Origin of the sequence: Nocardioides stalactiti, from assembly GCF_014180715.1 — a bacterium.
Classification (GTDB): domain Bacteria; phylum Actinomycetota; class Actinomycetes; order Propionibacteriales; family Nocardioidaceae; genus Nocardioides; species Nocardioides stalactiti.
Genome location: NZ_JACEFC010000003.1, coordinates 68,000 through 80,568, shown reverse-complemented (window position 1 = coordinate 80,568; position 12,569 = coordinate 68,000). Strand labels below are relative to the sequence as shown.

The 12,569-nt window shown below is 65.5% G+C and carries 9 protein-coding genes and 1 pseudogene; 7 read left to right on the top strand and 3 right to left on the bottom strand.

Annotated features, from left to right (window positions below; translation table 11 throughout):
- The first annotated feature begins 1,155 nt into the window (after window positions 1-1,155).
- Window positions 1,156-1,719: a TetR/AcrR family transcriptional regulator gene (locus tag H0487_RS01340; protein ID WP_246382853.1), complete on the top strand. Its 564-nt coding sequence runs from the start codon at window positions 1,156-1,158 to the stop codon at window positions 1,717-1,719.
- Between the two features lie 166 nt (window positions 1,720-1,885).
- On the opposite strand, the gene H0487_RS01335 is transcribed toward H0487_RS01340, so the two are convergent.
- Together H0487_RS01335 and H0487_RS01330 are read right to left on the bottom strand one after the other, a co-directional pair.
- Window positions 1,886-2,308 carry a hypothetical protein gene (locus H0487_RS01335; protein WP_183092422.1) on the bottom strand — a complete coding sequence of 141 codons (423 nt, stop codon included), beginning with the start codon at window positions 2,306-2,308 and terminating at the stop codon, window positions 1,886-1,888.
- A gap of 639 nt (window positions 2,309-2,947) precedes the next feature.
- On the bottom strand, window positions 2,948-4,105 hold the full coding sequence (locus H0487_RS01330; RefSeq protein ID WP_183092421.1) for an acyl-CoA dehydrogenase family protein: 1,158 nt from the start codon (window positions 4,103-4,105) through the stop codon (window positions 2,948-2,950).
- 95 nt (window positions 4,106-4,200) lie between these two features.
- Between H0487_RS01330 and H0487_RS01325 the strand changes: the two genes are divergently transcribed.
- Window positions 4,201-4,872, top strand: a complete 672-nt coding sequence (locus tag H0487_RS01325) for a TetR/AcrR family transcriptional regulator (protein WP_312855782.1) — start codon at window positions 4,201-4,203, stop codon at window positions 4,870-4,872.
- Between the two features lie 355 nt (window positions 4,873-5,227).
- Here the strand turns inward: H0487_RS01325 and H0487_RS01320 are convergent, their stop codons facing one another.
- On the bottom strand, window positions 5,228-6,253 hold the full coding sequence (locus H0487_RS01320; RefSeq protein WP_183092420.1) for an AraC family transcriptional regulator: 1,026 nt from the start codon (window positions 6,251-6,253) through the stop codon (window positions 5,228-5,230).
- A 112-nt stretch (window positions 6,254-6,365) separates the two neighbouring features.
- Between H0487_RS01320 and H0487_RS01315 the strand changes: the two genes are divergently transcribed.
- From H0487_RS01315 to H0487_RS01295, 5 genes and pseudogenes are all read left to right on the top strand, one after another.
- Window positions 6,366-6,686 carry a 2Fe-2S iron-sulfur cluster-binding protein gene (locus H0487_RS01315; protein ID WP_183092419.1) on the top strand — a complete coding sequence of 107 codons (321 nt, stop codon included), beginning with the start codon at window positions 6,366-6,368 and terminating at the stop codon, window positions 6,684-6,686.
- Between the two features lie 26 nt (window positions 6,687-6,712).
- Window positions 6,713-8,083: pseudogene (locus H0487_RS01310) on the top strand (cytochrome P450); the annotation flags it as partial.
- 14 nt (window positions 8,084-8,097) lie between these two features.
- Entirely contained in the window at window positions 8,098-9,300 is a 1,203-nt protein-coding gene (locus H0487_RS01305; RefSeq protein WP_183092418.1) for an NAD(P)/FAD-dependent oxidoreductase, read from the top strand.
- A gap of 65 nt (window positions 9,301-9,365) precedes the next feature.
- On the top strand, window positions 9,366-10,994 hold the full coding sequence (locus tag H0487_RS01300) for a long-chain fatty acid--CoA ligase (protein ID WP_183092417.1): 1,629 nt from the start codon (window positions 9,366-9,368) through the stop codon (window positions 10,992-10,994).
- A gap of 63 nt (window positions 10,995-11,057) precedes the next feature.
- Window positions 11,058-12,566 carry an aldehyde dehydrogenase family protein gene (locus H0487_RS01295; RefSeq protein ID WP_183092416.1) on the top strand — a complete coding sequence of 503 codons (1,509 nt, stop codon included), beginning with the start codon at window positions 11,058-11,060 and terminating at the stop codon, window positions 12,564-12,566.
- The last annotated feature ends 3 nt before the right edge of the window (window positions 12,567-12,569 follow it).

Sequence of the window (12,569 nt, the reverse complement as noted above, 5' to 3'; positions counted from 1 at the left end):
AGTCGCGATAGACCCGGATCACGTCCTCGCGGAACTCCTTGGGAAACGCCTTCGGCATGGTGCACATCCTTCCAGCGTCGACACACATCGACGCAGATCAGATGTCACCTATCCGTGCAGCAGACCCGTTCGTACACTTTGGAGCGACTGACGTTCAGGTGTTCGGCGACCTCCGGAATCCTGTACAACAGTTTGTCCTTCATGACTTCCTCCATTTGCATTGGGCCTCATCGGCCTATGGAGTTGAGGATGCGTCTGGCGATCACCTGGGTCCACGTTCGTCGATCACAGCTGAGCGCAGTCTGCCCGTAAGGGGTTCGCGGGGCGCCCGCTTGGATCTACGGTGGCCGCGCCGCTGGGCGGAACCGATGTCGCGTACCTAGCGTCGACTGTGTTCGACACAACGCTTGAGAGCATCCGACACATGCTGATTGACCCCGACCGACCGGACTGGCGCACCCCATCATGCCGCCCGGCCACGACCCCTGTCGGCCGACTACGCCGCGAAGGGATCACCGAGCAGCCACCCGGCCTGCTCCCACCGGCAAGCACCGGCCCTGATGCGAGCCAAGTTGCCCACCAAGATCCCGCGATAACCGAGCGAGGAGATTCGCTACCCTCGACATCCCGGACATTCTGGCGCCGTGTCAGCGCCGGTTGAAAACTGATCCCGGAGCGTCGAACCCGCCCGACGGAAAGGGGTCAATTCTCGACCGGGCGTTGACACGCCGAACGGCGACGGCCTCAAGGCCCTGACGGCCGCTTCGCGATCGGGCTACGCCCGGGCCTTGACCCCCGCCTTCTCGTCGCGCCCAGCTACTCCGGGTCGAGGGCAACAGAAGGCCGGCCCGCTCTTGACAGTCCCCGCCTCTTCAGGGATGACGTGCGCCACCAAGAACGTCAGCGCCCGCGGCCAGGGCCCAAAAGACCACGACGGCCTTCGGGAACCGGAGCCCGACCGCCAACACCGGGCGCAACCGCCCAGTGCCAACCGTCCCTGAAGCACCCCAATGCCGCACCAATCATCTGGATCGCTAGTTTGTACTTGCAGTACAGCATAGGCTATTGGCACCAAAGGGGTGTCGAGCGTCAGAATGGCTGAGGCTTCGACTCGAGCGAGTCGGGAGTGGGTCCGTGCGACAGGTACCGGCCAAGTTGGCCGCCAAGCTGTACGGCGCGGCCGAGCTGATCGCCGAGCGCGGAATCGGGGACGCCAAGATCGACGAAATCGCCGAGGCGGCCGGCATCCCGAGAGCAACGCTGTACTACTACTTCACCGGCAAAGACGAGATCCTCGCGTTCCTGCTCCACGACATGCTCGATCTCGTCGCCGGCGAGGTCGGCACCGCAGTAGCCGGCACCGGCACCGCCCGAGACCGACTCAAAGCAGTCGTGGGCGCCCAGCTCTCGGTGATGCTCGAGAACCCGGCCGTCTGCCGCGCCCTGGTCGGTGAACTTGGCCGTGCGTCTCGACTTCCCGACCTGGCCAAGGCACTGCAAATGGCCTTCCACGAGCCAGTCGAACGTCTCCTGGAAGAGGGCGTCGAAGACGGCACCCTGCGCAAACTCGACAACCCCTTCGCCGCCGCGCTCAGCGTGTTCGGGGCGGTCACCGTCGCCGGCCTTACCCACGCCGTGGCGGGATTGTCGAGCGATCCCGCCACTGTGGCCAACGAGGTCTGTGACGTCATCCTGGGTGGACTGCAGACCGAGACGTGAGCGGACCTGGGTCACGACCACGACCCACGACCACGACCCACGACCACGACCACGGCAGCGGTCCGGATCCGGACTCCCGGGACTAGAGCGTCCGTGACCTCCGCACCTCCAGGGGCAGTTCAATCAGGTGATCGTCGACCTGCTTGTTCCGCTGTCGCGCACGCTGTCAGGCGGTGAGTACATCTCGCAGCCGCATCAGCAACGACTCCGGCGCGGACACGGCGGCGAGGAGCTCGGGGTGATCGCCGTTGCGCGCCTTCAACTCCAGCTGGCGGCCGACGCGCGCGGCGGTCGCGTCGAGGGTGCTCGCCAGCCCTGCCGCCACCGCCATATAGGCCCAGTCATTGCGCGCCGTAGTGCAGAGTGCACGTTCCACGGCATCGTTCGGCGGATTGGCCGCGAGACGGTCAAGGACGAGGCGAAGCCCGGCCGTCTCGTCTCGGGCCGTCCGCCAAGCCCTCACTACCGCCGCTTCTCGGTCCAGCGGTTCGTCGGCCACCGAGCGTTCGAGCGCGGTAGCCAGCCGCGTGTGCCAGCGGAGGAGGAGCGCGCCGATGAGGTCTTCGGTGTCGTGGAAGGTGATGCTCACTCCCGGAAGTTCGCACGGGAGGTGGCCGTCCTGCCTGGCCTGGGCCTCCTTGATGACGGCCTGGAGAACAGCGGCTCGCCTGTAGGTGGGTGCGTGCGTCATGGTCGACTCCATTCCGTGTGGATCTGGTGAGGAAGGCCGCTGCTGCCTCAAGCGCATCGATCGCAGCGGTGACTCCCTTCGTGCGACGCGTCGAGCCGGTCCCGGCTCTACCTGGTCCGGGGAGCGGTCCTTCGCGGTGGTGAGCCCAGGCAGACCGCCCCGTACCGCTCACGGGAGCGCGCATGTCAGACTGATCGTTTGTAGCTGTAGTTTGTACTCACAGTGCAACATACCACGCGGCTGGCCTTTGAGCGGGGGTGTTGGACTGTCAGGAGCGAGTCGGGAGTGGGGTCCGCGCTCCAGGTGGACTGTGTGGTTGAGTGCTGGATCTCCCGCAGATGCCAGATCGGAGTTCGACCTCAAGCAGGGACCCGGACCGACCTCAAGGGTCTGTCCGGGTCCCATCAACTGTTGTGGTGAACAGCGCGTGCGATCTGAACCCGCTTGTTTCGCCGCGTGGATCTCGCCTTACTAATGTGCTGGCGCCACCGAAGAGCTGCGGGAATCCGGGACTGCCTCGGACAGCCGAGGCCCGGATCAGGTGGGCGTCGGCAGAGACCGGGCGATGATCTCCTTCATGATCTCGGTGGTGCCGGCGTAGATCTGACTGATGCGCAGGTCCGTCCACGCGCGGGCAATCGGATACTCCTCCATGTAGCCGTAGCCGCCGTGGAGTTGCAGGCAAATGTCGGCTACTTGCTGAGCCCGCTCCGACGACCAGTACTTGGCCATGGCGGCGGTCGGGATATCCAGTTCGCCCTTGACGTGCAGGTCAAGACACTCGTCGATGAAGGCGCGGGTAACGCGGGCCTCGGTAGCGACCTCGGCGAGCTTGAACTTGGTGTTCTGAAATCCGAAAATTGGCTTGCCGAACGCCTCGCGCGACAATGTGTACTCATGTGTCAGGTCGAGCATCAGATCCATCGACGCGGCACAGCTGATTGCGACGAGGAGCCGCTCCTGCGGCAGCTGCATCATGAGCTGGATGAAGCCTTGGCCCTCTTCGGTACCGAGCAAGTTGCTGGCAGGCACCCGTACGTCATCGAAGAAGAGTTCGCAGGTGTCTTGGCCCTTCAGGCCGATCTTGTCAAGGACCCGGCCACGGCGAAATCCCTCGGCGTTCGTCGGCACGATGACCAGGGACACGCCTGCAGCGGCCTCATCGGGGGTGGTCTTGCAGGCGAGCAGGACCATGTCGGCGTGGTAGCCGTTGGTGATGAAGGTCTTAGCGCCGTTGATGACGTACTCGTCGCCTTCTCGGATTGCCCTGGTCTTGATTCCTTGTAGGTCCGAACCTGTGCCGGGCTCGGTCATCGCGATGGCGGTGACGACCTCGCCGGACGCCATCTTGGGGAGCCACTCCTGCTTTTGCTCCTCGGTGCCGTAGTGCAGCAGGTAGTGCGCGACGATGCCGCTGTGTAGCGAAGCGCCCCAGCTGCTGTCGCCAATGCGTGCCTGCTCCTCGATGAGGATCGCCTCGTGAAAGAAGTTGCCGCCGCCCCCGCCGTACTCCTCTGGAATGGACGCGCACAACAGGCCGAGCTCGCCAGCTCGGGTCCAAAGTTCGCGGTCGACGCGCTTTTGCGCGATGAACCGCTCCATGTGGGGCTTGATCTCCTTCTCGCAGAACATGCGGGCGAGCTGACGGAAGTCGTCCAGGTCCTGGGTCATCCAGGGCGAACGGCGGCCGGGCATAGGTCCTCCAAGGGGTAGTGAGTGCCGGGTACAACCTGTACCAGACTACGGGTACGACGTGTACCCGCGCCAGTGCCGTGGGTTAGATTGCGGTCGTGGATATCGCGAAGTGGGTGGACACGGCCGTGGTGCGCCGGTCGACCGCGCACGAATCCCACCGAGCCCCGCAGCGTGACCGGATCGTTGTCGCCGCTGCCGGCGCGATCGAGGAGCACGGGGTCGGGGTCGGCACCGCCCAGATTGCGGACCGGGCTGGGGTGGCGCGGCCCCACGTCTACCGCCACTTCGACAGTAAGGAGGATCTCGAGAGCGAAGTGCTGCGGTTCGCTTCCGACCAGCTCATTGATGCTGTTCGGCCCGCCATGCGAGTGAGTGGTACAGCTCCAACAATCATCGGGGGTGTGATAGGTGCTGCCGTCGGTTGGGCTGCCGGACATCCGAATCTCTATCGCTTCATGGCCGCACGCCAGCAGAGCAAGGACACTCACCGCGCCAGGCTGGGGCGGACGCGATTCCTGGGTGAGGTGGTGGCCGCAGCGTCGGCCTACTTGCGCACTCCTGACGTCCAAGTTGATCCCCCGGACGGCGTCATGGCCGGGCTCATGGGCATGGTCGACGCCGGGATAATCTGGTGGCTGGACCACCGCGACGAGTCCCAGGAAGAGGTCGTCGCACGGATCGCGCACCAGGTCTGGTTGGTCATGCGTGATCTCGCCCAGAGCGTGGGGCTCCCAATCGACGACGACAGTTTCCTCAGCGTCCAATGATTCCGACGCCCACTGCGGATGGGCCACTTGATCGCAGACGTGCAACGCATAGCCACTCGCAGACCGAGCGCATCAGGCCCACCTTGCCCCACGTCGCTCGTGCCTGCATACGGGGCTCGGCCAACCGCGGGCTCATCGATTACGAGCCTGATCAGGCACTCGGCACCGGGGACGAGTCAGGGTCTGGGAAGCGCAGTTTGCTCTCGTGAAACGTCCAGATGCAACGAGGGCCTCGACAATGCGGGGCCCTCGCTGGCAAGCCCGTGTTCTGGGGGCGTTCTGAGCCGGGGCAGCGTGAATAGATCGGCCCAGTTCCGACCTGGATCGCGCTACACCGCTATCGGGGACTCACTGATCAACCGTGGTCGCGGAAGCGCGCGCTGAGTTGGCGAAACTCGCTCGGGGACTGTCCAGTCCACCGCTTGAAGGCATGCGAGAAGTTGGTGAGATCGCTATAGCCGAGCTCGCCAGCCACCTGACTTATCGTCGCGGACGAGTCGAGCAGGCGAACGATAGCCCGTTCCCGCAGCCAGGACTCGCGGATGTCTCGGAAGGTGGTTCCCTCCTCGGCGAGCTTCCTCTTAAGGGTGCTCGTGGAGATGCAGAGCTGGTGAGCGACGCGCTGGCTGTGAAACTGACTGGGGTCGTCCTCCAGGATGACCCGCACTCGCTCCGAGAAGGAGACTGCACCGTCGCGTCGCTCCAGCGCTCGGCGCAGTTCCGATATCGCGACGCGGTATGCGACGGGGTCGGCGAAGCGGCATGCCTCGTCGAGGGCATCTCGAGGGACCTGCACGTAGGAGGTGGGGGCGTCGAAGATCACACGCGTGCCGCGCGGTCCCCCTTCCTCGGTCCAGGACGACGGTGTCGGCCAGCCGAGGTGGAGTCTGATCGAGGGCAAGGTCCCGGCGAGCATGTCCAAGAGGCGCAGCACCGTGGCCCCGCAGTAGGCGATGACCAGGCAGTCCAGGTCCGGATCGCCCGTGTGGCCGGTAAGCCCGACCGTGAGACCACGCTCGTTGGTGTGGAACTGGGGGCGCACGGCGGTCGAGATCAACGGCAGATAGGCGAGGAGCTCGACGATCTCGGCGACTGATCCCGCGCTCACCAGCGGCATGCTCAATGGTCCGAAGGAGGTCAGGTGAGCGTGCTCGGCGAAATCCAACCCCAGTCGGGTCGCCTCGTCCGTATCGAGATCTGGGAAGACCTCCCGAAACCAGCGCACCGGTGCCGGGACGCCGGACGCCACCAGGGCAGCCTCATGGGTTCCCTCGCGGGCCATGACCTCGCGAAATCGGGCCCTAGCCTCGGGTCCGATCGCGGCGCTGAGCAGCATCTGCGCGAAGGCGAGGGGAGGGACGCCGGGTTCGGGCGCGCGCATGCAGTGCGTCCTCTGAGCCGAAATCACAACATTCTGACTGAGGTGACCATAGCCACACGGGATCGGACTCACAAGACTTTCGAACACGTTTCGATCCGTGAGGAGTTGGACCATGGGAGTAGTCACCTTCGTATCCCACGACGGCGAGAAGCACGAGGCGCCGCTGGACGAGGGCCAGTCGCTCATGCAGATCGCTGTAGACAACATGGTGCCAGGCATCGACGGCGACTGCGGGGGAGAAGCCGCGTGCGGCACCTGTCATGTGATCGTCGACGCGCACTGGTCGGACACGGTGGGTCTCTCCGAGCCCGTCGAGGAGGAGATGCTGTCGATGAATCCTGAACGGCAGCCCACGTCCCGACTGTCCTGTCAGATGAGGGTGTCGCAGGAGTGGGACGGCCTCATCGTCCAGCTGCCTGAGTTCCAGATGTGATCGACAAGAGAAGTGGATCGATAATCATGAACGTTGCAGACACGCTGAGCGAGAAGGTCCAGTCGACCCTCCCGATCGAGTTGCAGATCCGGGGCGCCCATCTCTACGACAAGACTCGTCGCTGGGTGACCGGGACGAATGGACAGAAGATCTTCGTCGAGAGTCCCATCCCGCCCGTGGAGGAGGTCGAGCTCGCCGACATCGACCTGAGCAACCCGTTCCTCTACCGCCAGGGCAAGTGGCGGTCGTACTTCGAGCGTGTGCGGAACGAGGCTCCCGTGCACTACCAGCCCAACAGCCCGTTCGGGCCGTTCTGGTCGGTCACCCGGCACGCCGACATCATCGCTGTCGACAAGAACCACGAGGTCTTCTCGGCAGAGCCGTTCATCATCATCGGTGCGCCTCCGAAGTTCATGGACATCGCCATGTTCATAGCGATGGACCCGCCTCGTCACGACCGGCAGCGAGCGGCGGTCCAAGGGGTGGTCGCACCAAAGAACCTGCGTGAGATGGAGAGTCTGATTCGCTCGCGCGTTCGCGAGGTGTTGGACGACCTCCCGGTGGACCAGCCGTTCGACTGGGTGCAGAACGTCTCGATCGAGCTCACGGCGCGGATGCTGGCGACCCTGCTCGACTTCCCTTACGAGCAGCGTCGCAAGCTGGTCGAGTGGTCTGACCTGGCCAGCTCGATGGAGCAGGCCAACGGTGGTCCCTCCGACAACGACGAGGTGTTCAATGGCATGGTCGATATGGCGCGGGGTCTCAGCGCGTTGTGGCACGACAAGGCGGCCCGGCTCGCTGCTGGGGAGGAGCCCGGCTTCGACCTGATCACGATGCTGCAGACCAACGAGGACACCAAGGACCTCATCGATCGTCCGATGGAGTTCCTGGGCAACCTGGTGCTGCTCATCGTCGGCGGCAACGACACCACGCGCAACTCGATGAGTGGCGGCGTGCTCGCGCTGAACCAGTTCCCCGAGCAGTTCGAGAAGCTCAAGGCGAATCCGGACCTGATCCCGAACATGGTTTCGGAGATCATCCGTTGGCAGACCCCGCTCGCGTACATGCGCCGCGTCGCCAAGAAGGACACAGTGCTGAATGGGCAGTTCATTCGCAAGGGCGACAAGGTGGTCATGTGGTACGCCTCGGGGAACCGGGACGAGCGCGTCTTCGAGCGACCTGACGAACTGATTATCGACCGCAAGAATGCGCGCAACCACATTGCATTCGGATTCGGGGTGCACCGGTGCATGGGTAACCGGCTGGCCGAGCTCCAGTTGAGGATCTTGTGGGAGGAACTGCTTCCTCGCTTCGAGAACATCGAGGTCGTCGGCGAGCCGGAGTACGTCCAGTCCAACTTCGTGCGGGGCATCAGCAAGCTCATGGTGCGCCTGACCGCGAAGAACGGCGCATGACGAACGGGACCGCGATCGTCGTCGGAGCCAGCCATGCTGGGGCTCAACTGGCCGCTAGCCTGCGCCAGGAAGGCTGGGACGGCGAGGTAGTCCTGTTGGGGGATGAGGCAACGTTGCCCTATCAGCGACCGCCGTTGTCCAAGGCCTATCTCGCCGGCAAGAGCACTTTGCAAGAGCTGACTATTCGGAAGGCGGAGTTCTACGCCAAGCAGCAGATCCAGCTGGTCGATGCGCGTGTGGAGTCGATCGACCGTGCAAGGGGCCGCGTCGTGCTGGAGGGCGGTCGGACCCTGCCCTACGACAAGCTGGCCTTGTGCACGGGGGGCCGGGCTCGGCGGCTCACCATTCCGGGAGCCGACCTTTCCGGAGTCCACTATCTGCGCACGTTCGCGGACGTGGAGCAGATCAGGGAGTCCTCACAGCTGGGTCGGCGAGCGGTCATCATCGGTGGTGGCTACATCGGTCTGGAAACCGCTGCTTCCCTCCACGCTCTAGGACTGGACGTGACGGTGGTCGAGGCGGCCGAGCGCGTGCTTGAGCGGGTCACCGCACTGGAAGTGTCCGCGTTCTACGAGCGGATCCACCGCGACGCGGGAGTGACCATTCATACCGGTGCTGTCGTTGAGGCGCTGAGTGGCGAGGACCGCGTCCGAGGGGTCCGGTTGGCCGATGGCGACGAGCTCGCGGCTGACCTCGTCATCGTCGGGATTGGCATCGAGCCCAACACCGAGCTGGCTGCCGCCGCGGGTCTCCTCGTCGATGACGGGGTCGTGATCGACGACCATGCCCGCACCAGCGACCACGACATCGTGGCCGCGGGCGACTGCGCTAGCCACCTGATGGGACGGTACGGCCGGCGCATTCGGCTTGAGTCCGTGCCAAGCGCCGGGGAACAAGCGAAGGTCGCTGCCGCCACCTTGTGCGGTAACGACAGGACGATCAGAGCGCTGCCCTGGTTCTGGTCGGACCAGTACGAGGTCAAGCTTCAGATCGCAGGACTGAACACGGGGTACGACGAGGTCGTACTTAGTGGTGACCCGATCAGCGACCGCGACTTCAGCTGCTTCTACCTGCGCGCTGGGGAGCTCATCGCAGCTGACTGTGTCAACCGGCCGCGCGACTTCGTGTTCAGCAAGCGGACTATCGCCCAAGGACTTCCCGTCGACCGGGCCGAGCTCCTGACCGCCGGAGCAACCTGAGCGTCGCCCCGCCGGCTCGGTCTCTACGAGCCGCCGCCACCTGCTCCCCACAACAAAGGAACCCTATGAAGAGCACGATGATGGACGTCCCACTCACGACGGCAGCGATTGTGCGCCACGGTGCACGCGTTCACGGCGGGGCGCGCGTGCGGACCTTGCAACCGGATGGCAGCGTCACGAGCGGGACATTCGCGGAGGTGGGACGCCGGTCGGCCCAGCTCGCCCACGCGCTGCGCGCCTGTGGCGTCAATGGCGACGAGCGAGTCGCCACCTTCATGTGGAACAACCAGGAGCACGTCGAGGCCTATTGCGCCGTCCCGTCCATGGGCGGCGTGCTGCACACCTTGAATCCTCGTCTCACCGCCGAGCAGCTCGCCTACATCGGAAACCACGCCGAGGACCGGGTCGTCATCGTGGACGGCAGCCTGGCGCCGCTACTGGCACCCGTGCTGCCGCAGATCCAGAGCGTCCACACTGTCGTCGTGACCGGGCAGGCCGACCCGACGCAGTTGCGCCGCGACGGCGTCACCGTCGTCGGGTATGAGGACTTCATCGCCGGCCATCCAGGAACGTTCGACTGGCCCGACGTGGACGAGCGGTCCGCCGCAGCCATGTGCTATACCTCGGGCACCACCGGCAACCCCAAGGGGGTGGCCTACAGCCACCGTTCGACCTACCTGCACTCGATGGCCGCGTGCGCGGCCGACGGACTCAGCGTCACCGGTGACGATTGCATCCTGGCGATCGTGCCCATGTTCCACGCGAACGCCTGGGGCCTGGTCTACGCGGCCATGATGGCGGGTGCGGACCTGCTCATGCCCGACCGATTTCTGCAGGCTGAGCCGCTGGTGCGGCTCATCGCCACCGAGAAGCCGACCATCGCCGGCGCGGTCCCCACGATCTGGAGCGAGGTTCTCAACTATCTCGAGGCCAACCCGGGCCAGGACGTCTCCTCCCTCGGGCTGGTCGCCTGTGGGGGATCCGCCGTACCGCTTCACCTGATGCAAGCATTCGAGGAGAAGTACGGCGTGCACATCGTGCAGGCGTGGGGGATGACCGAGACCTCCCCGCTCGCCACGATCGCCAGGCCACCGGCCGCTCTCGGCCCTGACGAGCAGTGGGCGCTGCGCGCTACCCAGGGCCGCCCGGTGGCCGGCGTGGAACTGAGGCTGGTCGACGACGAGGGCAACGAGCTGCCGCACAACGGCGCATCGGTCGGCGAGCTGCAGGTGCGGGGTCCCTGGGTTACCGGCGCCTACGTTGCCGACGAGGACGGCGAGAAGTTCCAGGACGGGTGGCTACGCACCGGCGACGTGGGTCGCATCGACGAGCGCAGCTTCGTCACGCTGACAGACCGTGCTAAGGACGTGATCAAGTCCGGTGGCGAGTGGATCTCCTCGGTCGAGCTCGAGCTCGAGCTCGCCGGTCATCCCGACGTTCTGGAAGCCTCGGTGATCGGAGTACCGGACGAGAAGTGGCAGGAGCGACCTCTGGCCGTGATCGTGCTCCGCGACGGCAGCGAGGTCGCGCCTGGTCAGTTGCGCGACTTCCTGGAGGGCAAGGTTGCGAAGTGGTGGCTGCCCGAAAGGTGGTGCTTCGTCCCCGAGGTGCCCAAGACCTCGGTCGGGAAGTTCGACAAGAAGCGCCTTCGCGCTCTGCACGCCGACGGCGTTCTGAATGTCATCGACATCTGAGGCTGCTCATCAGCTCGCGGCCTCGGTCATCCAGTCCGGCCGCGTCCCTCGACAGGAGCTCCCATGAACGCCCCGTCCGCATCCATCCTCGACATCCGTCGACCCATTGACGGAAAGGTGGTCCGCTCCGTGCCGGTCGTCGACGCCTCTGGTGTAGAAGCTGTCGCGGCCGATCTCCGTGCCGCTCAAGCCGATTGGCGGGACATGGGGCCGGCGGCCCGTGCGATGTGGCTGCGCCGCTGGCGGACCTGGATCCTCGAACACACCGACGAGCTGACGGACATGCTCGTGGCGGAGACTGGCAAGGTGCGGCCGGACGCCCTGGTGGAGACGACGGCCTCGTGCGAGTTCATCTCCTTCTACGCTGACCAGGCGAAGGCATTCCTTGCTCCCGAACGCGTCGGTGCCGGAGGATTGTTGAGCCTCCCGAAGCGGCTGACTCGCACCTATCGGCCCTACCCGGTCGTGGGCCTCATTATCCCTTGGAACTTCCCCATCACGCTCTTCCTGATGGACGCGGCACCGGCATTGGCGGCCGGGTGCGCCGTCCTGACGAAGTCCTCGGAGATGACGCCACTGACCTGCGCGCGCGTCGTTGAGGGATGGCACGAGATCGGCGCGCCACCCGTGCTCGCCCACGTGGCTGGTGCCGGTGAGACGGGAGCGGCGGTGGTCGACATCGTCGACTTCGTCCAGTTCACCGGGTCGACGGCCACCGGGCGCCGCGTCGCCACTCGCTGCGCCGAGCTCCTGAAGCCGGTCAGCCTGGAGCTGGGGGGGAAAGACGCGGCGATCGTGCTGGAGGATGCCGACCTGGACCGCGCCGCGCACGGCATCGTGTGGGGGGCGATGTTCAACTCCGGTCAGGTGTGCATCTCCGTGGAGCGCGTCTACGTCGTGGACCAGGTCTACGACCGGTTCGTGGAGAAGTTGGTGCAGGCACTGGACTCGCTCAGGCAGGGGTCCGGCCCACGCGATGACGTGGGTGCGATGGTGACGCGGGCGCAGGTGGACACCGTGGAGCGCCACGTGGAGGATGCTCGGAAATCGGGTGCACGGGTGCTGGTCGGGGGAGCCCGTGGTGCTGAGGGGAACTTCTACGCCCCCACGCTGCTCGTCGACGTCGACCACCGCATGGTCTGCATGACCGAAGAGACGTTCGGCCCGACCCTGCCGGTCATGAGAGTGGCTGACGAGGACGAGGCGGTGCGCCTGACCAACGACTCGGATTACGGGCTGTCCGCTACCGTGTGGACGCGCGACGTCGCGCGCGGTCGCCGGATGGCCGATCGGCTCGACGTCGGGGCGGTCAACGTCAACGACGTCTTCAGCAACCTGTTCGCGGCTGGGCTGCCGCACAGCGGCTGGAAGTCGTCGGGCTTGGGCGCGCGGCTGGGTGGAGCGCAGGGTCTGCGGAAGTATTGCCGCGTGCAGGCCATCACCGAACCGCGCATCCCGTTGGCCGCCAAAGAGCTCACCTGGTACCCGTACTCCGCCCGGCGTACGGCCATCGCCGGCCGTGTGCTGCGGCTGGCCGCCGGACGCGGCCTGCGACAGCGGCTCGGCTTCTGAGAG

Coding starts and splice junctions, on each gene's coding strand:
- H0487_RS01315 (WP_183092419.1), top strand. CDS start 6,366: ATGGGAGTAGTCACCTTCGTATCCCACGACGGCGAGAAGCACGAGGCG.
- H0487_RS01305 (WP_183092418.1), top strand. CDS start 8,098: ATGACGAACGGGACCGCGATCGTCGTCGGAGCCAGCCATGCTGGGGCT.
- H0487_RS01320 (WP_183092420.1), bottom strand. CDS start 6,253: ATGCGCGCGCCCGAACCCGGCGTCCCTCCCCTCGCCTTCGCGCAGATG.
- H0487_RS01300 (WP_183092417.1), top strand. CDS start 9,366: ATGAAGAGCACGATGATGGACGTCCCACTCACGACGGCAGCGATTGTG.
- H0487_RS01295 (WP_183092416.1), top strand. CDS start 11,058: ATGAACGCCCCGTCCGCATCCATCCTCGACATCCGTCGACCCATTGAC.
- H0487_RS01330 (WP_183092421.1), bottom strand. CDS start 4,105: ATGCCCGGCCGCCGTTCGCCCTGGATGACCCAGGACCTGGACGACTTC.